The 21,096-nt window shown below is 74.2% G+C and carries 16 protein-coding genes and 2 riboswitches; of the genes, 4 read left to right on the top strand and 12 right to left on the bottom strand.

Going from position 1 to position 21,096, the window contains the following annotated elements; translation table 11 throughout:
* The first annotated feature begins 109 nt into the window (after window positions 1-109).
* Window positions 110-1,027: a methylenetetrahydrofolate reductase [NAD(P)H] gene (gene metF / locus ABT015_RS02255; RefSeq protein WP_350875841.1), complete on the top strand. Its 918-nt coding sequence runs from the start codon at window positions 110-112 to the stop codon at window positions 1,025-1,027.
* An 89-nt stretch (window positions 1,028-1,116) separates the two neighbouring features.
* Here the strand turns inward: metF and metE are convergent, their stop codons facing one another.
* The 6 genes from metE to ABT015_RS02225 all read right to left on the bottom strand — a co-directional run bounded on the left by metE (window position 1,117) and on the right by ABT015_RS02225 (window position 11,868).
* Window positions 1,117-3,432, bottom strand: a complete 2,316-nt coding sequence (metE, locus tag ABT015_RS02250; RefSeq protein ID WP_350875839.1) for a 5-methyltetrahydropteroyltriglutamate--homocysteine S-methyltransferase — start codon at window positions 3,430-3,432, stop codon at window positions 1,117-1,119.
* A 165-nt stretch (window positions 3,433-3,597) separates the two neighbouring features.
* Window positions 3,598-3,819: riboswitch (cobalamin riboswitch) on the bottom strand.
* A 29-nt stretch (window positions 3,820-3,848) separates the two neighbouring features.
* Window positions 3,849-4,730: an ECF transporter S component gene (locus tag ABT015_RS02245; protein WP_350875837.1), complete on the bottom strand. Its 882-nt coding sequence runs from the start codon at window positions 4,728-4,730 to the stop codon at window positions 3,849-3,851.
* Window positions 4,727-6,415 carry an ABC transporter ATP-binding protein gene (locus tag ABT015_RS02240; protein WP_350875835.1) on the bottom strand — a complete coding sequence of 563 codons (1,689 nt, stop codon included), beginning with the start codon at window positions 6,413-6,415 and terminating at the stop codon, window positions 4,727-4,729. Before ABT015_RS02240 ends, ABT015_RS02245 begins: the two co-directional genes overlap by 4 nt.
* Window positions 6,412-7,665 carry a CbiQ family ECF transporter T component gene (locus ABT015_RS02235; RefSeq protein WP_350875833.1) on the bottom strand — a complete coding sequence of 418 codons (1,254 nt, stop codon included), beginning with the start codon at window positions 7,663-7,665 and terminating at the stop codon, window positions 6,412-6,414. Before ABT015_RS02235 ends, ABT015_RS02240 begins: the two co-directional genes overlap by 4 nt.
* A gap of 10 nt (window positions 7,666-7,675) precedes the next feature.
* Window positions 7,676-8,899, bottom strand: a complete 1,224-nt coding sequence (locus ABT015_RS02230) for a hypothetical protein (protein ID WP_350875830.1) — start codon at window positions 8,897-8,899, stop codon at window positions 7,676-7,678.
* A complete protein-coding gene (locus tag ABT015_RS02225) occupies window positions 8,896-11,868 on the bottom strand; it encodes a prenyltransferase/squalene oxidase repeat-containing protein (RefSeq protein ID WP_502897258.1) in 2,973 nt (990 codons plus the stop codon). Before ABT015_RS02225 ends, ABT015_RS02230 begins: the two co-directional genes overlap by 4 nt.
* A gap of 378 nt (window positions 11,869-12,246) precedes the next feature.
* A riboswitch (cobalamin riboswitch) is annotated at window positions 12,247-12,323 on the top strand.
* A 133-nt stretch (window positions 12,324-12,456) separates the two neighbouring features.
* Here ABT015_RS02225 and ABT015_RS02220 point away from each other — a divergent pair.
* Window positions 12,457-13,893: a prenyltransferase/squalene oxidase repeat-containing protein gene (locus ABT015_RS02220; protein ID WP_350875826.1), complete on the top strand. Its 1,437-nt coding sequence runs from the start codon at window positions 12,457-12,459 to the stop codon at window positions 13,891-13,893.
* A 108-nt stretch (window positions 13,894-14,001) separates the two neighbouring features.
* Entirely contained in the window at window positions 14,002-14,349 is a 348-nt protein-coding gene (locus ABT015_RS02215) for a hypothetical protein (protein ID WP_350875824.1), read from the top strand.
* A 66-nt stretch (window positions 14,350-14,415) separates the two neighbouring features.
* On the opposite strand, the gene ABT015_RS02210 is transcribed toward ABT015_RS02215, so the two are convergent.
* Both ABT015_RS02210 and ABT015_RS02205 read right to left on the bottom strand, forming a co-directional pair.
* Complete coding sequence (locus ABT015_RS02210; RefSeq protein WP_350875822.1) at window positions 14,416-14,895, bottom strand: SCO2322-related protein; 480 nt, start codon at window positions 14,893-14,895, stop codon at window positions 14,416-14,418.
* 52 nt (window positions 14,896-14,947) lie between these two features.
* A complete protein-coding gene (locus tag ABT015_RS02205; protein WP_350875820.1) occupies window positions 14,948-16,021 on the bottom strand; it encodes a prenyltransferase/squalene oxidase repeat-containing protein in 1,074 nt (357 codons plus the stop codon).
* Between the two features lie 366 nt (window positions 16,022-16,387).
* Between ABT015_RS02205 and cobF the strand changes: the two genes are divergently transcribed.
* Window positions 16,388-17,146 carry a precorrin-6A synthase (deacetylating) gene (gene cobF, locus ABT015_RS02200; RefSeq protein WP_350875818.1) on the top strand — a complete coding sequence of 253 codons (759 nt, stop codon included), beginning with the start codon at window positions 16,388-16,390 and terminating at the stop codon, window positions 17,144-17,146.
* 46 nt (window positions 17,147-17,192) lie between these two features.
* Here cobF and ABT015_RS02195 read toward each other — a convergent pair whose 3' ends face one another.
* From ABT015_RS02195 to ABT015_RS02180, 4 genes are read right to left on the bottom strand one after another with little or no spacing between them, the layout of a single operon-like run.
* Entirely contained in the window at window positions 17,193-17,969 is a 777-nt protein-coding gene (locus ABT015_RS02195; protein ID WP_350875816.1) for an enoyl-CoA hydratase, read from the bottom strand.
* A complete protein-coding gene (mmsB, locus tag ABT015_RS02190; RefSeq protein ID WP_350875814.1) occupies window positions 17,966-18,883 on the bottom strand; it encodes a 3-hydroxyisobutyrate dehydrogenase in 918 nt (305 codons plus the stop codon). Before mmsB ends, ABT015_RS02195 begins: the two co-directional genes overlap by 4 nt.
* Entirely contained in the window at window positions 18,880-19,953 is a 1,074-nt protein-coding gene (locus ABT015_RS02185; protein ID WP_350875812.1) for an enoyl-CoA hydratase/isomerase family protein, read from the bottom strand. Before ABT015_RS02185 ends, mmsB begins: the two co-directional genes overlap by 4 nt.
* Complete coding sequence (locus ABT015_RS02180; RefSeq protein WP_350875810.1) at window positions 19,953-21,092, bottom strand: acyl-CoA dehydrogenase family protein; 1,140 nt, start codon at window positions 21,090-21,092, stop codon at window positions 19,953-19,955. The genes ABT015_RS02185 and ABT015_RS02180 overlap by 1 nt, the downstream gene beginning before the upstream one ends.
* Between the last annotated feature and the right edge of the window lie 4 nt (window positions 21,093-21,096).

Here is a 21,096-nt window from a genome sequence, read left to right as displayed (position 1 = left end):
CATTGTGCCGCTCGCCCCACCCGTCTCCCAACTCGTACCCCCGAGAGAATTCGTATCACAGAGTGGACACCTGAGGACTATCGCGAGCCCGGCTGGTTAACCTCCTGCCATGACACTCGGAATTCCCTCCACGCGCACGGATCGGGCGACCTCCGTCCGCGAACTCCTCGCGACCGGCAGGCTTTCCTATTCCTTCGAATTCATGCCGCCCCGGAGCGCCGAAGCGGAGGTCGGCCTGTGGAATGCGATCCGGCGCCTGGAAGCGCTGTCCCCCACCTTCGTCTCCGTGACCTACGGCGCCGGCGGGTCGACACGGGAGCGGACGGTGAACGTCACCGGCCGCATCGCGCAGGAGACCACCCTCACGCCGACCGCCCACCTGACCGCGGTCGACCACAGCGTCGCCGAACTGCGGAACATTCTCGGCCACTACGCTGACCAGGGAGTTCGTAACATCCTGGCGCTGCGCGGCGACCCGCCGGGCGATCCGCTGGGCACCTGGCACCGCCACCCCGACGGGGTGGAGTACGCCGCCGACCTGGTGCGGCTGATCAAGGAGTCCGGCGACTTCTGCGTCGGTGTGGCCGCCTTCCCGGACCTCCACCCGAGGTCCCCCGGCTGGGATTCCGAGATCAGGCACTTCATCGAGAAGTGCCGGGCGGGAGCCGACTACGCCATCACCCAGATGTTCTTCGACGTCGACAGCTACCTCCGTTTCCGGGATCGACTGGAATCGGCCGGCTGCACCGTTCCGATCATTCCGGAGATCATGCCGGTGACCAGCATCCGGTCACTTCGCAGGATTCCGACGCTGACCACCGCCGCCATTCCCGATGGGCTTTCCGAAAGCATGCTGAAGCAGCAGGAGAACCCGAACGCCGTCCGGGCGATCGGTATCGATCACGCCACCGGAATGTGCCGGCGCCTGCTGTCCGAGGGTGTTCCCGGGCTGCATTTCATGACCATGAACTTCTCCACGGTGACGACGGAGATCTACCAGAACCTCGGGCTTCCCGGGTCCGGGTGAAACCGGCCGGGCCGCCGTCGGGGAAGCGGCCCGACCCGGCCGGGCCCCGCACGGCGTGCGGGGCCCGGCCGGGTCGCGTCACCGGCGGGTCAGCCGGCGAGCTCCGCGCGCAGGTGGCGGGCGGCGCCGACGAGGCTGTCGAGCGAGGCGCGGGTCTCCGTCCAGCCGCGGGTCTTCAGGCCGCAGTCGGGGTTGACCCACAGCCGCTCGGCGGGGATGGCGGCCAGGCCCGCGCGCAGCAGTTCCACGGCCTCCTCGGTGCTCGGGACGCGCGGGGAGTGGATGTCCCAGACGCCCGGCCCGACCTCGCGCGGGTAGCCGGCCCCGGCGAGTTCTCCGGCGACCTCCATGTGCGAGCGGGTGGCCTCCAGCGAGATGACGTCCGCGTCGAGTTCGTCGATCGCCGTCATGATCGCGCCGAACTCGGCGTAGCACATGTGGGTGTGGACCTGGGTGTCCGCGCGGACGCCCGAGGTGGCCAGGCGGAAGGACTCGGTGGCCCACGCCAGGTACGCCGGGCGGTCGGCGGCGCGCAGCGGCAGGGTCTCGCGCAGGGCCGGCTCGTCGACCTGGACGACGGCCGCGCCCGCGGCCTCCAGGTCGGTGACCTCGTCGCGCAGGGCGAGGGCGACCTGCCGGGCGGTGTCGCCGAGCGGCTGGTCGTCGCGGACGAAGGACCAGGCGAGCATCGTGACGGGGCCGGTGAGCATGCCCTTGACCGGGCGGTCGGTGAGGCCCTGCGCGTAGCCGAACCAGTCGACGGTCATCGGGTGCGGGCGGGAGATGTCCCCGGCCAGGACCGGCGGGCGCACGTACCGGGTGCCGTAGGACTGCACCCAGCCGTGCCGGGTGGCGAGGTAGCCGGTGAGCTGCTCGGCGAAGTACTGGACCATGTCGTTGCGCTCGGGCTCGCCGTGCACCAGGACGTCCAGTCCGGCCTTCTCCTGGAAGGCGATGACCTCCCGGACCTCGGTCTCCATCCGCTCCCGGTAGGCCGCCGCGTCGATCCGGCCCGCCGTGAGATCGGCCCGCGCGACCCGCAGTTCGGAGGTCTGCGGGAACGAGCCGATGGTGGTGGTCGGCAGCAGCGGCAGGCCGAGCCGGGCGCGCTGGGCCTCGGCCCGCTGCGGGTAGGCCTGGGCGCGGCGGGTGTCGTCGGCGGTGACGGCGGCGGTACGGGCACGCACCGCCGGGTCGTGGGTGATCGGCGAGTTGGCGCGCGAGGCGAGGTCGGCGCGGTTGGCGGCCAGGTCGGCGGCGATCGCCCCCGTGCCCTCGCGCAGACCCCGGGCCAGCAGCGCCACCTCCCGGGCCTTCTGCTTGGCGAAGGCGAGCCAGCGCAGGATCTGCGGGTCGACGTCGCGTTCGGCGGCGGCGTCCAGCGGCACGTGCAGGAGCGAGCAGGACGGGGCGACGTCGACCCGCTCGGCCAGGCCCAGCAGGGTCGCCAGGGTCGCCAGCGACTTCTCCAGGTCGTTGATCCAGATGTTGCGCCCGTCGACCACCCCGGCCACCAGCCGCTTGCCGGGCAGCCCGCCGACGGCGGCCAGATCGTCCAGGTTCGCAGCGGCGGGCCCCGTGAAGTCCAGCGCCAGGCCCTCGACCGGGGCCTTGGCCAGCACGGGCAGGGCCCCGCCCAGCCGGTCGAAGTAGCTCGCGACCAGCAGCTTCGGACGGTCCGCCAGGCCGCCCAGCTCACGGTAGGCGCGGGCGGCGGTGTTCAGCTCGGCCGGGGTGCGGTCCTGCACCAGCGCGGGCTCGTCCAGCTGCACCCACTCGGCGCCGGCCGCCTTCAGATCCGCCAGCAGCTGCGCGTAGACCGGCAGCAGCCGGTCCAGCAGGGTGATCGGCTGGAAGTCCTCGGCGACACCGGGGGCGGGCTTGGCGAGCAGCAGGTAGGTGAGGGGGCCGACCAGCACGGGGCGTGCGGTGTGGCCGAGCGCCAGCGCCTCCCGGAACTCCCCGACGGCCTTGGCCGGGTCCGCGGTGAAGACGGTGTCCGGGCCGAGTTCGGGCACCAGGTAGTGGTAGTTGGTGTCGAACCACTTGGTCATCTCCAGCGGCGCGACCTCCTGGGTGCCGCGCGCCATGGCGAAGTAGCCGTCCAGCGCGTCCGCCTCGACGGCCGCCCGGTGGCGGGCCGGGATCGCGCCGACGGCGACCGTGGTGTCCAGTACGTGGTCGTAGAACGAGAAGTCGCCGGTGGGCACTTCCAGGACCCCGGCCTGGGCGAGCTGCGCCCAGTTCTCCCGGCGCAGGCCGACCGCCGTCTCCCGCAGGGCGTCGGCGGTGACCGTGCCCTTCCAGTAGCCCTCGATGGCCTTCTTCAGCTCCCGGCCCTGGCCCTGCCGGGGGTAGCCGTACACGGTGGCCCTGGTCGCCGCGGCTGCGGACTTCGTGGTCAAGGGACTCTCCTTCGCGAGTCTGGCTCCTCAAGTGCCCGGGGACGGGACGAGAGCGCGAAGGGATGACGAACCGGGCGGCGGCTCACGTCGACGCGTGTGCCCGATCCGCCTGGTATGGTCGCCGACCCGCCCACGAGGTCACCGGGGTATCCGCACGCGGAACGGTCCGCGGGCGGGCAACGGGCAGGTCTTCGGACTCGTGGGCGCACCGGGCCTGTCTGCGTCCGGTACCTACTGGCCATCGCTTCCCAGACCCGTCCCGGGTCCAGTGCGTATGACGGCGGTCGTTCCCACTCACCGCTGCGGGGCAGTCCCGGATTCCCACCGGGTTCCCTCTTGCGACGTCCTGCCTGGCGGACAGGACGAACCAGCTGCGTGGCCAGCTTAGGGGCAAACCACCGGGGCCGACGCGGAATTCACGGAAGCCGTCCGCATGGTGAGACTCCCTCGCCGTCCGCGGTGCCGTTCGCGGTGCCGCCGGCGGTGCCGTTCGTGGTGACTCGTCGACCGTCCGGGGCTTCGAAGCGCACCACGGGCTCGAAGTTGGCGCGGCGGGCCGCGCGGCGCAGGACGGTGAGGACGGCCGGGCCGACGACGAGCACGGCCGTGAAGGTGGTGACGGCCCGGCCGGTGTCCCAGCCGAGCGAGGTGGCGAGGTCGAAGAGCAGGTAGCGGTGCCACTGCTCGGTGAACGGCAGCCCCGGCAGGTAGGCGATGGAACTGTTCGGGTCGGTGGAGAACGGCCAGAAGGAGAGGTTGAGAAGGAAGCCGAAGAGGTACCCGGAGAAGGCCCCGTACGCCGCCAGCATCGCCACCTCCCAGCGCCGCCGCCGGGTTCTCGGCAGGAGCCCGGCGAGCATGCCGACGAACGCGCAGCCGAACATCTGGTACGGCATCCAGGGGCCGACGCCGCCGGTGAGCAGCGCGGAGGCGAACAGCGAGGTGCAGCCGAGGGTGAACCCGAAGCCCGGGCCGAAGACCCGGCCGGCCAGGACGAGGATGAAGAAGACCGTCTCCACTCCTGCGGTGCCGGCGCCGAGCGGGCGCAGCCCGGCGTTGACGGCGGACAGGACGCCGAGCATGGCGAGGGCCTTGGCGTCGATGCCGCCGGCCGCGATCTCCGCGATGACGACGGCGAGCACCAGGATCAGCAGGGCGCCGAAGATCAGCGGCGGGGCGTAGGAGGAGCCGAACTTTCCCGGGGCGACGACGAACGGCCAGGTGAAGGCGACCAAGCCGATGAAGGCGGCCAGGGCCGCGACGACGCGGGCCCGGCCGGGGATTCGGACGGCGCTCACCGGGCGGTCTCGGCGGGCGCCAGGGCCTCGGCCACCTGCCGGGTCGTCAGGTAGGGCAGCGGGGCGAGGATCTTGGCGGTCTGGGGGGCGAAGGTGGGCGAGGCGACGATGACCTGGGCGGTGGGGCCGTCGGCGACGATCTCGCCCTCGGCCATCACCACCACCCGGTCGGCGGTGGCGGCGACGAACTCGACGTCGTGGGTGGAGACGACGACCGTACGGCCTTCGGCGGCGAGGGCGTCCACGATGCCGGTGAGCGCCTCCTTCGCGTGGTAGTCGAGCCCTCGGGTGGGTTCGTCCAGCAGCACCACCCTTGGCGCGGCGGCCAGTTGGATCGCCAGGACCAGGGCCAGCTTCTGGCCCTCGGAGAGGTCCCGGGGGTGGGTGCCGTCGGGGATCCCGGGGGCGAGCCGGTCGAGGATCTGCCGCGCGGTCGGGCCGGCTGTGGTCCGGCCTGCTGTGGTCCGGCCTGCTGCGGTCGGGCCTGCTGCGCCGCGGGCCTCCAGGTCGCTCTGGGCGAGTTCCTGGGCGACCGTCTCCAGGTACAGCAGGTCGGTCGGGGTCTGCGGGACGAGCCCGACGAGCTGCCGGGCCCTGGTCGCGGAGAGCCGCTTGGGGTCCGCGGCCGGCCCGCCGTCGGCTCCGAGGACCCGCACGCTGCCGCCCTGTCGCGGGCCCGAGCCCTGAAGGGCCCACAGGAGCGAGGACTTGCCCGAACCGTTGCGCCCCATCAGCGCCGTGACCTCACCGGCCCGCAGGTCCAGCCCGACCTCCCGGACGGCGGCCACCGGCCCGTACCGGACGACCACCCCCCGGGCGTCCAGCACCCGATCCCCCACCACCGCTGCCCGGCGCGGCGGAGGAACGGGCACGTCGGTGAGCCGCTCCCGCAGCGGAGCGGCGGCGCGCCGGGCGTCCCGGACGGAGAGCGGCAGCGGCCGCCACCCGGCCAGCCGCCCGAGGTCGACGACCGGCGGCGCGATCGCGGTGTGCCGGAAGACCTCGGCGGGCGGCCCGTGCACGACCGTGCCGTCGCCGGGCAGGTAGGCGACGCGGTCGGCGTACTGGACGACCCGCTCCAGGCGGTGTTCGGCGAGCAGGACGGTGACGCCGAGGTCGTGGACCAGGCGGGTGATGGCGGCGAGCACCTCCTCGGCGGCCGTCGGGTCGAGCGCCGAGGTCGGTTCGTCCAGGACCAGGACGCGGGGGTGCGCGGTGAGCACCGAGCCGATGGCGACGCGCTGCTGCTGGCCGCCGGAGAGCTCGTGCAGGGCGCGGTGGCGCAGGTCGGCGAGGCCGAGCAGGTCGAGGGTCTCCTCGACGCGCTTGCGCATCACCTCCGGCGGGACGGCCAACTGCTCCATGACGTAGGCCAGTTCCTCCTCCACCGTGTCGGTGGTGAAGCCGGCCAGCGGGTCCTGCCCCACCACACCCACCACGTCGGCCAGTTCGCGCGGCGGGTGGTGCGCGGTGTCCCGGCCGTCCACGGTGACCCTGCCTCGCAGGGTGCCGCCGGTGAAGTGCGGCACGAGGCCGTTGACGGCGCCGAGCAGGGTCGACTTGCCGACGCCGGTACGGCCGACCACCAGGCAGAGCTCGCCCTCCGGGATGTGCAGGTCGACGTCGCGCAGGACGGGGGTGGTCTCGCCGTCGTACACCACACCGACCTGGTCGAATCGGATCACGTGCTCACCTCGGGGGTCGTACGGTCGGTGCCGGTACGGCGGGTACCGGTGGCGGGCTCCGGGGTACCGCCCGGCGGCGGCGCGATCACCCCGGCGGCGCCGGCCAGCAGCAGGGCGAGCACCGGGACGAGCGGCAGGCTCGGCCAACTGAGCGGGTAGAGCGACGGGTTGAGATCCGTGGCGTCGTAGCCGACGGTGGCGAACAGCAGGACGGCGGCGGTCACCCCGCAGCCCGCGACGGCCCACTCGGCGGCCCGCCAGCGGTCCGGCCGGTAGGTGGTGCGCCGTACGCGCCGGCCGCCGAGGACCAGCCCCGCCACGCAGAGCAGGGCGCCCGCGAGGAAGGCCGGAAGCCCCAGGGCAGCGGGGGCGGTTCCGTCCAGGAGCCCGTACACCCCGGCACACAGGCCGCACATGCCGAGCAGCATCAGGGCGCCGGTGACGTGACGGGAGCGGCGGGTCGCGGTGCCGGAGCGGCCGTAGCCACGCGAGTCCATCGCGGCGGCCAGGTGCAGCGAACGCTCCAACGCGTCCTCCAGCACCGGGACGACGATGCTGCGCAGCGCGCGGACGCCCTTGCGCCGCCCGGCACGCAACCGCCGTGCCCGGGCGACGCGTTGGACGCTCTGCACCAGCTGCGGGGCGACGCTCAGCGACACCGTCACGGCCACACCCAGCTCGTACAGGGCGCCGGGCAGGACGCGCAGGGCGCGCTTGGGGTTGGCGAGGGTGTTGGCGGCGCCGATGCAGCAGATCAGGCAGGCCAGGCGCAGCCCGTCGAAGGCGGCGGAGAGGGTCGCCTCCAGGGAGACCGGCCCGCCGATCCGGATGCCCGCGTACCAGGCGGGGGTGGGCAGGTGCGGGAGCGAGAAGAGCAGATGGTCGTGCGGGGTGATACCGGTGGCGAAGACGCACCGGAACACCACCCGGATCGCCACCACGGTCAGGGCCAGCCACAGATAGTAGGTGAACCCGCGCGCCCACGGGGCCTCGGTCCGGCGGGCGGTGACCACGTAGCCGAGCACGGCGAGGACGAGCAGGAGGAGCAGCGGGTTGGTGGTGCGGCTGGCCGCCGTCGCCAGGGCCAGCGCCCAGGTCCACCAGGCCAGCGGGTGCAGGTTCCGGGGGCTGCGCCGGCTCCCGGCGTCGCGTCCGGGGGCGGGCTTCGGCTTCGGGTCGGGCTTCGGGTCGGGCTTCGGGTCGGGCTTCGGGTCGGGCTTCGGGGGGACGGCGGCGTGCTGATCGGGCATGGTCACCGGATCACTCGGCCCGGCGGCGGCGCCGTCGCGCGACGACCACGGTGGCCGCGCCCAGCACCCCCACGAGGGCGGTCGCGATGACGGCGGGGGCCATCGACCCGGAGTCGTGCGGGGCGTCGGCCACCGGGTTGGCGTCCACCACACCGCCGGGCACGGCGGGGGTGGACGTCGGCGCGGCCGCTGCCTCGACCGTCTGCGGGGTCGGCTGGTCGCTCGGGGCGTCCGCCGGCGGCGCGGTGGACGGCTCGACCGGCACCGGCGTGGCGGGCACGGGCGTCGACTCGGGCGCTCCGGGCGGCGTGATGCCGTCCTCGGGGGTGGCGACGGCGCCGGGCCCCGGGGTGGTGGCGGGCGCGGGCGGACGGGCTCCGCCCGCCGGGGGCTTGGCGGGCGCCGGGGCCCGGCCCGATCCGGTGCCACCGGCCGTGCCGGCGCCGCTGGTGCCGGCGGTTCCGCCGCTGCCGGTGCTGCTCCCGCCGCTGCTGCCGGTTCCGCTCCCGTTCCCGGTCCCGCCGCTCGAACCGGTGCCACTGCTCGAACCGGTGCCGCCGCCGGTCGTCCCCGTGGCACCCGTCGACCCGCCGCCGGAACCGTTGGAGCCGCCGGAACCGCCAGTGGTGCCCTGGCCGGGGTCGGCGGGCTGCCCGCCGGGGCTGGAGTTGTTCGCGCGAACGCTGTCCGGTGAGAAGCCCGGCCGCCCCTCGGTGCCCTCGACGTCGGTGCCACCGAAGATCCAGAGGTCGACGCTGCCGGGCTTCGGCTGGTAGCTCATCGCGCCGAGCTGGCTGTAGGACCACTCGTTCTGGCCCGGATCGGCGTGCCAGTACGACCAGTAGGCCGTGGCCGGGGGCGTCAGAACGCACTTCTCCTGGTCCGGGGCCGGGAACTGCTTGCCGCCCTGGAAGCCGCTGTAGCCGATCCGGCAGATGAACGCCGGACCGTCGTGCCCGGTCCCGGTGGTCTTCCAGCCGCCCTGGTTGAGCAGGGTGAAGCCGGTGGTCGGGGTGGTCCCGCAGGAGCGCAGCAGCGGGCCGCCCCACTTGCTGAAGTCCACGGCGAGCACCACGCCGGAGGTGGTGGTGCACTGGTCGATCGGCAGCGGCGCCGCGGACGCCGGGGCGGTGCCCGCGGCGACGCCGCCGAACGCGAGGGCGAAGGTCAGGGCCGCCGCCCCGGACAGCCGGCCGAGCCGCCCGCCGAGCCGACCGCCGAGTCCCCGGCTCACCGGTGCCGCCCCGGGGCGGCCGCGGCGCGGCGTCGGGCGACGAGGACCGCCGCCGCACCGAGCGCGGTCAGCACACCCGCACCCGCCGTCAGCGTCAGAGCCTGGGTTCCGGTCCCGGCCAGGCTGCCGGAGCCGGTCTGCGCCGCCGCGCCACCGGCGGGGGCGCCCCTGCCATCGGCCGGGGCGTCGATGCCGCCGGCCGACCAGGTGGCCGAGCCGTCGCCGGTCGAGGGAGCGGCGGTGTCCGAGGGCCCAGCCGTGGCGGGCGAGCCCGTCGGGCTCGGCGTGTTCGTGGGAATGCTCGTAGGTGTGCCGGTCGGGGTGCCCGTGGGCGTGCCGGTCGGGGTGCCGGTCGGCGAACCCGTCGGGGTCGCCGTCGGGGTCGCCGTCCCGGTGGAGGTCGGAGTGGGCGTCGGCGTCGACGTTCCCCCGAGCTCCCGGAACAGCGTGCCGAACGAGATCCCGGTGGCACCGCCGAGCACCTGCGTGGACGCGCGGACGTCCGATCCCGGCTGCCCGGCGGAGGCCACGTTGAACCCGCCGTCGCCGTTCTGCTGGCCCGACAGGAAGTCGCGCGCCTTGGCGATCTGGGCGCCGTACGTGGACTGGCGCAGTGTCATGCCCTGGATGGCGAGCGCGGCCGAGTTGGTCGAGTCGCCGGCCGCTCCCGGGAAGCCGCCGTCGGGCAGCTGCCGCGCGGCGAGCCAGCCGAGGCCCTGGTCGACGGCCCGCGCGGCTTCGTCGCCCGGCACGAGGGCGAGGGCCATGACGGCCATCGCCGTGCTGTCCACGTCGGAGTCACCGGTGGCGGGGATCAGGCTCGGCCACGAGCCGTCCTGGTGCTGGAGACCCTTCAGGTAGGCGATCGCGGGAGCCGCGTTCGTCGAGTCCCCGGCCCGGAGCTGGGCCATGATGCCGAGCGCCTGGGAGAACACCGAGGTCGCGTAGGTGTAGTTGCCGGGCGCCGCGCAGCCGGTGCTCTGGTCGGCCTTGGTGCACACGAGGGCGGCCAGGGCGGCGATCAGGTCGTGGCCGCCGAAGGCGCGCGGGTTGCGGCCGACCGCCTCGGCGAGCAGCGCCTCCTTTCCGATCGAGCCGCCGCCTGCGTACTCGGTGCCGATGCCGGTCCAGTCGTTGACGGTGCGCTCGCTGGCGTCCTTGCCCGGCTGGTCCAGGAAGTCGACGATCCTGCGCAGCGCGGCGTCGTCGGTGCCGGTGGCCGCGAGGGCGTAGGCGCCGTCGATGGTGAGGCCGAAGTCGGCGAAGGCCGGGAAGCCCTCGTAGTAGCGGCCGTTGATCAGGCGGGACGGGTCGGTGAGGTAGGCGCTGCCCTTGGCGGCGTCGGGGGTTCTCCCGGCAGGCGGCGTGGTCGCGGGCGAGGTCGGCGGGGTGGTGGCGGGCGAGGTCGGCGGCGTGGTGGCGGGTGTCGTCGGCGGGGTGGTGGCGTCCGGGTTGTGCCGGACGCTGGTGAGGTCGGTGCCGGTCAGGGCCAGAATCGCCTGCTCGGTGGCCGCCGGGTCCGGGTCGGTGGTCGACGCGTCGGGGCCGAAGCCGCCGTCCGTTCCCTGCCGGGCGGCGAGCCAGGCCGTGGCGGCGGCCCGGCGGGTGTCCTGTCCGGTGGCCCTGAACGCCTGGGCCGCGCTCGCGGTGCTGATGGTGTCACCGGGGGCGCCGAGGTACGGGAGGAGGGAACCGTCGGCCTGCTGTCCGGCCGCGAGCTGGTCCGACGCCTTCTTCGCGGCCGTCTCGTACCCGGGGGCCGTGCGCAGGGCGAGGACCGCGAGGCCGGTGGTGAGCGGGTCGGACTCGCAGTGGTCGCCGGCGACGATCATCGATCCGGCCACTCCGCCGTCGGCGCACTGGAGCGTCGTGAAGCGGGCGAGCGCCGGGGCGGGTGGCGTGACGCCGGCGCGCTGGAGGGCGATGACGCCGAGGGACTGGACCCAGGGCGAGGCCGCGCCGAGGAAGTCCCCGGCGGCGGTGCACTTGCCGTTCTCCCCCGCCGCCGTGCAGACGTGGCCGGTGAGCGCGGCGATCAGGTCCCGGCCGCCGAAGGCCCGGGGATCGCCACCGGTGCTCTCGGCGACGAGGGCCAGCAGTGCGGCGGCCTTCGCATCGGGCCGGCCGGCCGGTCCGTCGGGATACAGGAAGGCGTCGGCGTGGGCGGAGAGGAAGGCGGTCGTCCGGCGCAGCGCCGGGTCCTGCGTGCCGGCGGCGGCGAGGGCGATGGCGGTGAGGGCGGTCCGGGGGTGGTCCGGCCCCTCGACGGCCCAGTTCTCCATGTGGTCGCCGCCGACGAGTTGGCGGGCCAGCCAGGCTGCGGCGGCCGCCGGGTCTCCGGTGGCGGACGGCCCGGTCGAAGTCGGAGTCGGAGTCGGGCTCGGAGTCGAGGTCGGAGTCGGGCTCGGGGTCGCCGAGGGTGACAGCGGGGCGGACGGCGAAGCCGACGAGCCGCCGCTCTTCGCCCGGACGGAGTCCGGCGTGAAGCCCGGCGCCCCGCTGGTGCCGCCGATGTCGGTGCCGCCGTACACCCAGGCCTCGACCTCGCCGGGCTTTGGCTTCTGCGTCCCGGCGCCGAACCGGCTGTAGGACCACGCCTGTTGGCCGGGTTCGGCGATCCAGTACGACCAGTACGCGGTGGCCTGCGGGGTGTTGACGCAGGGTTCTTCGGCCGGCGTCGGGTACTGGGTGCCGCTGTTGAAGGTCCCGGTTCCGAGTCGGCAGATGAAGGCGGGTCCGTCGTGCTCGGTTCCGGCGGTGGTGAAGCCGGCGGCGTGCAGCAGGTTCATCCCGGTCGTGGGGTGGGCGTCGCAGCCCCGGACGACGCCGCCGCCCCAGTGGGTGAAGTCGACGGCGACGATCGCGCCCGTCGTCGCCGTGCACTGCTCGATCGGGTCGGCGGCCGCGGTACCGGGGCGCCCGAACAGGACGCTTCCGCAGGCGGCGGCCGCGACAGCACCGGCGACCACCAAGGAGGCGAGGTCACGGTTCCTGTGACGTGTGCGACTGCTGCTGACCCTCACGACGACTCCCTGGTCGGTCGACGCAGGACGCAACGGCGCAGCCCACGGTCTCCTGGGCAGGGACCGTCCGGACCGCGTCGTAGTCCGCGACGACGCAAGTGCTCTGTGAACAGGCCCCCGGTCCAGGCATTCCGGCTCACCCACCACAGGTGGGTCCACGGTTGCGGGTCAGCGCCGGAGTTCGACCGGCTTCCCCTGAATGCCGAGGGCAAAAAATCGGTTCATCAGACCACGCCGGTCGAACGGGAGTCAACGGGTCGTCATGTCGATCACACCACCTCGTGCGCCGGTGCGCCGTGCGGTAGCGTCCGCGGTGGCCGAGCGGGGGAACCCGGTGCGAATCCGGGGCTGACGCGCAGCGGTGTGGGGCGGCGATCACGCCGCCCTGAGCCCGAATGCCCGACCGGCCACGCACCATGGCGAAAGCCGGCCCACGCGATCCGGGCGGCGACCGCTCCGGCAGTCGCGCGCCCTCGAACGGGCGCCGGAACTCCGGGGCAGGGTCGGCGCCCGCCACCCCAAGGAGCCCGTCCCATGTCCCTCCTCGCCCCCGCGCGGACCAAACCTTCCCGCGCCGCCTCCGCCGCCTCCGCCGTCACCGTCGCCCTGACGGCCGGCGCGCTCCTGCTCTCCGCCGTCCCCGCCCACGCGACGGCCAGCCCGACCCAGATAGCCACCTCGAAGAGCACCGGCGTCACCTACCTGAAGTCGCTCCAGGCCGCCGACGGCAGCTACGTCACCGGCGGCGGGCTCTCCAACGAGTGGGCGTTCAGCGCACTCGCGGCCGCCGGCACGGCCGCCGCGGACGTCACCCCCGGCGGCGACCCCACCAAGAACGCCCGCCTGGTCTACCGCGGCCAGCTCGCCGCCCCCGGCTGGCCGAGCGCCTCGCCGGTCGTCACGGACTACGAGCGCGGCATCCTCAACGCCTACGCCGCCGGCATCGACCCCGCCCGGGTCGGCCCGGGCCGCAACCTCGTCGCCGACCTCGCCGCCTACTGGCAGACCGCCGAACCCGGCTACTACGGCCCGTCCGCCAACTTCAACGGCACCGTCTTCGGCCTCCTCGCCCTCGCGGGCGCCAGAACCCAGGCCGGCAGCCCTCGCGTCCCGCAACCGCTGCTCGACGCCTCCGTCACCGCGGTGCGCGCCAACCAGCACAACGACGGCGGCTGGAACTTCAGCAAGGCCGCGGGCGACCCGAACGCCCTCGCCCAGGGCAGCGACATCGACATGACCGGCGCCGCCATGGCCTCGCTCTGCACCGGGGGCGTCGCCGCCACCGACCCGGCGATCGTCGCCGCCAAGAACTTCCTCAAGGGCAAGCTCACCGCCTCCGGCGCCTTCAACGCCATGTTCGGCGTCAACACCGACTCCAACGGCTGGGCCGTCTCCGGCCTCAACGCCTGCGGCATCAACCCCCAGGGCGCCGACTTCACCAGCGGCACCGGCAAGAGCCCCGTCGACTTCCTGATCGCCCAGCAGTTCAAGCCCGGCGGCGGCTTCAAGTACCTGCCCACCGACACCAACCCCTCCCCCTACGCCTCCGTCGACGGCCTGCGCGCCGTGGCCGGCGCCGGCTTCACCGCCACCCCGCCGACCCCGACCACCGCCGGCGAGCCCGCCTGGGCCGCCACCACCGGCTTCACCGCCGGCACCGCCGCCAGGCTCGCCCTGGTCGTCGACGACGGCACCGGCGCGCTCAAGGTCTGCGCCGTCACCCTCACCCCGACCGGCACCACCGCAACCCTCGGCGACGTCCTCGACGCGGCAGGCAGCGCCACCCCGGGCGGCTGCGTCACCTCCGTCACGCCGTCCACCGGCGGCGGCACCGTCACCGCGCTCAACGGCACGGCCAACAGCGGCTCGTCCACCTGGCAGGTCGGCCTGGACGGCGGCGCCGCGACCGGCGCCACCCGGGCCACCACCGTCCACCTCGGCGACACCGTCTCGCTGCGCTACGGCAGCTGACCGCGCTGCGCCGGAGGGGAGCCGACCACGGATCGCCTCCCCTCCGGCGGGGCAGAACCATGATGGCCCGACGGATCCGCCGCCGGACCGACAGGACAGGGGGAACGGATGCCGACGGGTGTTTCCAGATGGGTGGCGGGCGGCTATGTGGCCTTGGTCGGCGGGCTGGCCGTCCTGGGCGGGCTGACGGAGAACGGGCGTTACTACCTCGCGTCGATCGTCCTCACCCTTCCCGTCGGCCTTGCTGCGCTGGCCGCCGTCTACCTCGCACGAGGGGTGCTGACCGGCATCGGCGGGCTGTTCACCGACACCACGCTGCCTAACGGCGAGGAGCCCGGCTGGCTGACCACGGGCGGCATCGTGGCCAACACGCTGCTGTTCACCGCGGCGGCCGTCGCCACCGTACTGCTGGTCGAGCGCTTCGTCCGCCGCCGGAGGGCTTCTCACGGCAGCTGAGCCACGGGTACGCGGTGCCCCGGCCCCCCTTCCGGAGGGGCCGGGGCACCGGGGCGCCCCCGGGGGTCAGGGCGCGGTGACGCCCGGCTGGGCGCCGGCGCCGAAGGACCAGCCCTCGACGTCGCCGGGTGCCGGGTTGTAGCTGCCCGCGCCCAGGTTGCTGTAGGACCAGGGGCCGCCGTGCTGGGCGTGCCAGTACGACCAGTAGGCGCTGCCGGTGGGGTTGGTGCAGGTCGTCGGCAGGGCGTTGATGGTGCAGACGAAGCCCGGGTAGCGCGGGTGGAAGGTGTACGCGAACCCGGCGCCGGTCAGCGCGGCCAGGCCGCTGGCGGGGTCGCCGGGTGCGCAGCCGGTCTGGATGCCGCCGCCGACGGCGGTGAAGTCGACCACGACGGTGACGCCGGTGGTGCCGTCACAGGCGGCGGCCCGCGCCTGCGGGGCCTGGACGGCGGAGACGCCGAGCAGGCCTGCGGTCAGAGCGGCGGCGGCGGCGATCGAGCCGAGGGTACGGCGGGCCGGGCGCGCGGGCGCCAGGGTGTCGGTCATCGGAGCTCTCCTTTCGGGGTCGGCGAGTGGTCAGCGAGTGGTCAGCGGGTGGTCAGCGGGTGGTCGCCGGGCAGGCCGGCACGGGCGCGTCCGGGCGGGCACCGGCGGCGGAGAGGGCGGCCAGCGGGGTGCCGGCCAGGCCGAGGACGGCCTGCGCCGTGGCCCGGGCACCGGTGGCCGCGTTGAAGCCGTTCGCGTCGTAGGCGACGGCCCCGCGCACCGCCGGATCGGCGGAGCAGCCCTGCTGGAGCTTGACGAGACCGCTCCAGCCCTTGAGACCGGCCCCGAAGCGCCCGCCGGCCAGCAGCGCCTGCGTGGCGAGGCCGGTGGTGTTGGCGTTGGACGCGGCGGCCCCGGCGGCCGAGAAGCCGCCGTCGGCGTTCTGGTGGGCGGTCAACCAGCCGAGCCCGGCGTTCGCCTTGGCGGTGCGGCCGGTCGCGGCGAGGGCCTGGGCGGCGAGCGCGGTGGCGTCCGGGTCGCTGGTGCAGGTGGCCTGGCCGAAGGACAGCGGGTAACCGCCGTCCGCGCACTGGTTGTTGGCGAGGAAGTCGACAGCCGCCGCCGGGGCGCCACCGGCCGTGCGGTGCAGGGCGATCACGGCCAGGGACTGGCCGAAGGCGTTGCTGTAGTCGCCCCACTGCGAGCGGTCGGAGAACCGGCCGTCGGTCGTCTGGAGCGAGCGCAGCCGGGCGGGCAGGTCGACGCCGCCGAAGGCCGTCGGGTTCCCGCCGCGTACCTCGACGGCGAGCAGCAGCTTGGCGGTCGCGCCCGCGTAGGCCTCGGTGGTGCCGTCGCCGAGGTAGCCGGTGATGATCTCGGGCTTGGCGAGCCAGGCGGTGGCCTTCGCGGCGGCCTGGTCGGAGCTGTGCGAGGCGGCGAAGGCCAGCACGGCGTCGATGGTCAGGCCCTGGTCGGGGTAGGCGGTCCCGTTGAAGACGGACTCGAAGTGGTCGCCGTCGACGAGCTGGCGGGCGAGCCAGCCGCCCGCGGCGGCGTCGGGGCGGAGCGTCGGGGACGAGGTCGCGGCAGCGGGCGCGGCCTGGGCGGCGGCGGCCGCCGGGAGGACGGTGGCGAGGGCGAGCGCGGGTATCGCGAAGAGGCGCAGGGGGCGTCGGAACGAGGACACGGTGGGCCTTTCCGGGCCCGCACGCAGGGGCCCGGAGGACGGCGGCGACAAGCCGGGCAGCCCTCGGAGCTCCGGCCCGCAGACCACGACGGGAGGAGGGGACGACACACCTCCGCCGCCGGGTACTCGGGCTCGCCGCCGACGTGAATCGGCGGCCTACCGTTGCGGGTCAGCGCCGGATTCGGACCGGACTTCCCCCAGTGGCGGAGTCACAACATGACGGCCCATCATGGCGATACGGAAAAGATCCGGTCAAGGGTTCGTGCGTCATCTCACGGTGGTCCGCACCCGGCTTCGCGACGCGCTCCTCCCGGCTGCCGGCGTGATCAGGGTGTCCTGGACGGCAGAATTCCTCCCATGCGGAACATGCGGAGCATTCTCGTCATCGGCATCGGCGCGGGCGACCCCGACCACCTCACCCTGCAGGCGGTCAAGGCACTCGCCCGCACGGACGTCTTCTTCATCCTCGACAAGAGCGAGGAACGGCAGGACCTGATCCGGTTGCGGCGCCGGATGCTGACCGAGCACGGGCGGCCCGGGCACCGCGTGGTGGAGGTGCCGGACGCGGAGCGGGACCGCACCACCCCGGCGTACGCGGCCGCCGTGGACGACTGGCGCGTCCGCCGTGCCGATCTGGTCGAGCGGTTGGCGGTCGAGCACCTCGCTGAGGGCGAGACGGGCGCGTTCCTGGTCTGGGGGGATCCGAGCCTCTACGACAGCGTCATCGCCGTGGTGGAGGACGTACGGGTCCGCGGCGCCGTCGCGTTCGACTACGAGGTGGTCCCGGGCATCAGCAGCGTCTCCGCACTCGCCGCCCGCCACCGCACCACGCTGACCCGGGTGGGCCGCCCGGTGCAGATCACCACCGGCCGCCGTCTGGCCGAGGGCTTCCCCGAGGGCGTGGACGACGTCGTGGTGATGCTCGACGGCCGGGCCGCCTTCGCCGAGATCGACCCGGAGGGGCTGGAGATCCACTACGGCGCCTACCTCGGCACCCCCGACGAGATCCTCGTCGCCGGCCCGCTTGCCGAGGCCGCCCCGCGGATCCGCGAGCTGCGCGAGTCGGCCCGCGAGAGCAAGGGCTGGATCATGGACACCTACCTGCTGCGGCGCTCCGAGAGCTGACCGGCGTGCGCCGCCCCGGACGAGGGGCGGCGCACCGGACGGGATGTCAGCGGTTGAGGAACTCCGGCGGGCGCTTCTCGGCGAAGGCCGCCATGCCCTCCTTCTGGTCCGCCGTCGCGAAGGTGGCGTGGAACAGCCGCCGTTCGAAGCGGACGCCCTCGGCGAGCGTGGTCTCGTACGAGCGGTTGACGCTCTCCTTGAGCATGACCGCCGCCGGGGTGGACATCGCCGCGATCGTCTCGGCCACCGTCAGCGCCTCGGAAAGCAGTTGATCGGCCGGGACGATCCGGGAGACCAGGCCGGCCCGCTCGGCCTCCTCGGCGCCCATCATCCGGCCGGTCAGGCACAGTTCCATCGCCTTGGCCTTGCCGACGGCCCGGGTCAGCCGCTGCGAGCCGCCGATGCCGGGGATCACGCCGAGCTTGATCTCCGGCTGCCCGAACTTCGCGGTGTCCGCCGCCAGGAGGACGTCGCACAGCATCGCCAGCTCGCAGCCGCCGCCCAGCGCGTAGCCCGCCACCGCCGCCACCACGGGCTTGCGCAGCGCGGCGAAGCGGTCCCAGGCGGCGAACCAGTCGCCGAGGTAGGCGTCGACGAAGTCGAGCGTCTGCATCTCCTTGATGTCGGCGCCGGCCGCGAAGGCCTTCTCCGAGCCGGTGACCACCAGACAGCCGATCTCCGGGTCACGGTCGAACTCCGTTGCGGCCGACACGACTTCGTTCATCAGCCGGGTGTTGAGCGCGTTGAGCGCCTTGGGCCGGTCGAGCGTGATCAGCCCCACCCGGCCCTTGCGCTCGACCAGGATCGTCTCGTAGCCGGTCACTTGCCGTCCTCCCGCAGGGTGGTGATGATCGCCGAGAAGTCCAGGCCGGCGCCGCCGTCGGCCTGCGCGAAGTCCGCGTACAGCTGTGCCGCCCTGCGTCCGAGGTCCGTGGACAGGCCGGCGGCGTCGGCGGCCCCGGCGGCGAGTCCGAGGTCCTTGGCCATCAGGGCGGCGGCGAACCCGGCCGCGTAGTCGCGGTTGGCCGGGCTGGCCGGCACCGGCCCGGGGACGGGGCAGTTGGTGGTGAGCGCCCAGCACTGGCCGGAGGCGGTCGAGGCGACGTCGTAGAGGGCCTGGTGGCTGAGCCCGAGGCTCTCCCCGAGCACGAAGGCCTCGCTGACCGCGATCATCGAGATGCCCAGGATCATGTTGTTGCAGATCTTCGCGGCCTGCCCCGCGCCGGGGGATCCGCAGTGCACGACCTTGCGGCCCATCGCCTCCAGTACGGGTCGGGCCGCCTCGAAGTCCGGCGCGGCGGCTCCGACCATGAAGGTGAGGCTCGCGGCCGTGGCACCGACCACCCCGCCGGAGACCGGCGCGTCCACCGCCCGGTGCCCGGCGTCCACGGCCAGGGCGTGCGCCGCCCGGGCGTCCGCGACGTCGATCGTGGAGCAGTCGACGAAGAGCGTTCCCGGGCGGGCGGCGGGCAGCAGGTCGGCGTAGGCGGCCAGTACGTGCCGGCCGGCCGGCAGCATGCTGATGACGACGTCGGCCTCCCGCACCGCCTCGGTCGCGGACGGCGCCGGACGGACGCCGCCCTGCTCCGCCCGCCGCAGCGCCTCCGGCGCCAGGTCGTAGCCGGTCACGGTGTGTCCGGCCGTGGCGAGGTTGGCGGCCATCGGGCCGCCCATGTTGCCGAGTCCGATGAATCCGATGACTCCGTTGACTCCGTTGAATCCGTTGCGGTGGGTCACCAGCGCTCCAGGGGTGTGGTGGGGGCCAGGCCAAGTTCCCGGTCGCCGAGCGGGGCGAAGTAGCGGGCCACCGCGGCGGGCCCGACGGCGCTCAGCGTCGACGGGTTCCACCGCGGGGAACGGTCCTTGTCGATGACCTGGGCGCGGATCCCCTCGGCCAGGTCCGGTGTGGAGAGCGCCGCGCAGGAGGTCCGGTACTCCTGGTCGAGCACCGCCTCCAGCGGACCGAGGGTGCGGGCCCGGCGCAGCGCCGCCAGGGTGGCCTTCACGGCGGCGGGCGAGTTGGCGGCGATCCGGTCCGCGGCCTTCTTGGCCTCCGGTTCGCCGCTGTCCCGCAGGCGGTCGAGGATCTCCTCCACGGTGTCGGCCCCGTAGCAGTGGTCGATCCAGGCCCGCCGGCCGTCCAGCACGCCGGCCGGTGCGGGCCCGACGTTGCGTTCGAGGGCGTCGTGCACGGGGAGTTCGGCCAGGTCGTCCAGCAGCGCGGGCAGCCGCTCGGCCGGGGCGAAGTGGTCGGCGAGGCCGCACAGCAGCGCGTCACCGGCCTCGACGGAACCTGCGGTCAGGGCCAGGTGGGTGCCCAACTCGCCGGGTGCGAGGGCGAGCAGGTAGGTGCCGCCGACGTCGGGGACGAAGCCGATGCCGGCCTCGGGCATGGCGACGCGCGTGGTCTCGGTGACGATCCGGACGCTGCCGTGGGCGGAGACCCCGACCCCGCCGCCCATCACGATGCCGCTCATGAGCGCGACGTAGGGCTTGGGGTAGCGGGCGATGCGGGCGTTGAGGCGGTACTCGTCGCGCCAGAACTCCTCGACGGCGCCCGGGTCCGCGCCGGTGGCGGCGCGGTGGATGGCGACGATGTCGCCGCCGGCGCAGAAGGCCCGCTCACCGGCGCCGGTGATGACCACGGTCGCGACCCGCTCGTCCTCCTCCCACGCGTCCAGCGCTTCGGAGACCCTGCGCACCATGCCGTGGGTGAGGGCGTTCAGGGCCGCGGGGCGGTTGAGGACGATCAGGCCCGCCCGGCCCTCGCGGTGGACCAGGACCTCGTCGAGGTCGGTCCCGGCCATCACGCGGCCCCGATCAGGCCGCGGGCGACGATGACGCGCATGATCTCGTTGGTTCCTTCCAGGATCTGGTGCACCCGTAGGTCGCGGACGATCTTCTCGATGCCGTACTCGGCCAGGTAGCCGTAGCCGCCGTGCAGTTGGAGCGCCTGGTTGGCGACCTCGAAGCCGGTGTCGGTGGCGTGCCGCTTGGCCATCGCGCACAGCTCCGGGGCCCTCGGGTCCCCCCGGTCAAGGGCCGAGGCGGCCCGCCAGAGCAGCGACCTGGCCGCCTCCAGCTCCGTGGCCATGTCGGCGAGCCGGAACTGCAGCGCCTGGGCGTGCAGGAGCCGGGCGCCGAACGCCTCGCGGTCCGCCAGGTAGCCGGTGGCCCGCTCCAGGGCGTCCTGCGCTCCGCCGAGGGAGCAGGCGGCGATGCCGAGCCGGCCGCCGTTCAGCCCGTTCATGGCGATCCGGAAGCCCTCGCCCTCGGCTCCGAGGAGGCGGTCGGCCGGGAGCCGGACGCCGTCCAGGAGCACCTGGCGGGTGGGCTGGGCGTTCCACCCCATCTTCTTCTCGTCGGGCCCGAACGAGACGCCGGCGTCCTCGCGTTCGACGACGAACGCGGACACCCCGCCGGCCCCCGGCCCGCCGGTGCGGGCCATCACCAGGTAGATCCGGGAGACGCCGGCACCTGAGATGAACTGCTTGACGCCGTCGAGGACCCAGTGGTCCCCGTCCTGGCGGGCCCGGGTGGTCAGTGCCGCCGCGTCCGAGCCCGCGCCGGGCTCGGTGAGGCAGTAGCTGGCGGGGGTCGCCATGGCGCTGAGACCCGGCAGCCACCGGGTGCGCTGGGCGTCGTCGCCGTAGCGGTCGATCATCCAGGCGACCATGTTGTGGATGGACAGGTAGGCGGCGATGGACGGGCAGCCGGTGGCCAGCGCCTCGAACACGAGCACGCCGTCGGCGCGGGTGAGTCCGGAGCCGCCGGACTCCTCGCGGACGTAGACGCCGGCCAGGCCGACGTCCGCCGCCTTGCGCAGCACGTCCACCGGGAAGTGCTTGGCCTGGTCCCACGCGACCGCGTTTGGCGCCAGGTGTTCGCGGGCGAAGGCCCGGGTGGTCGCCGCGATGGCGAGCTGGTCCTCTGTGAGGTCGTGCACGACG

The sequence above is a fragment of the Kitasatospora sp. NPDC094016 genome, assembly GCF_040304045.1.
Taxonomy (GTDB): domain Bacteria; phylum Actinomycetota; class Actinomycetes; order Streptomycetales; family Streptomycetaceae; genus Kitasatospora.
This window is presented reverse-complemented; position numbering and strand designations above follow the sequence as displayed.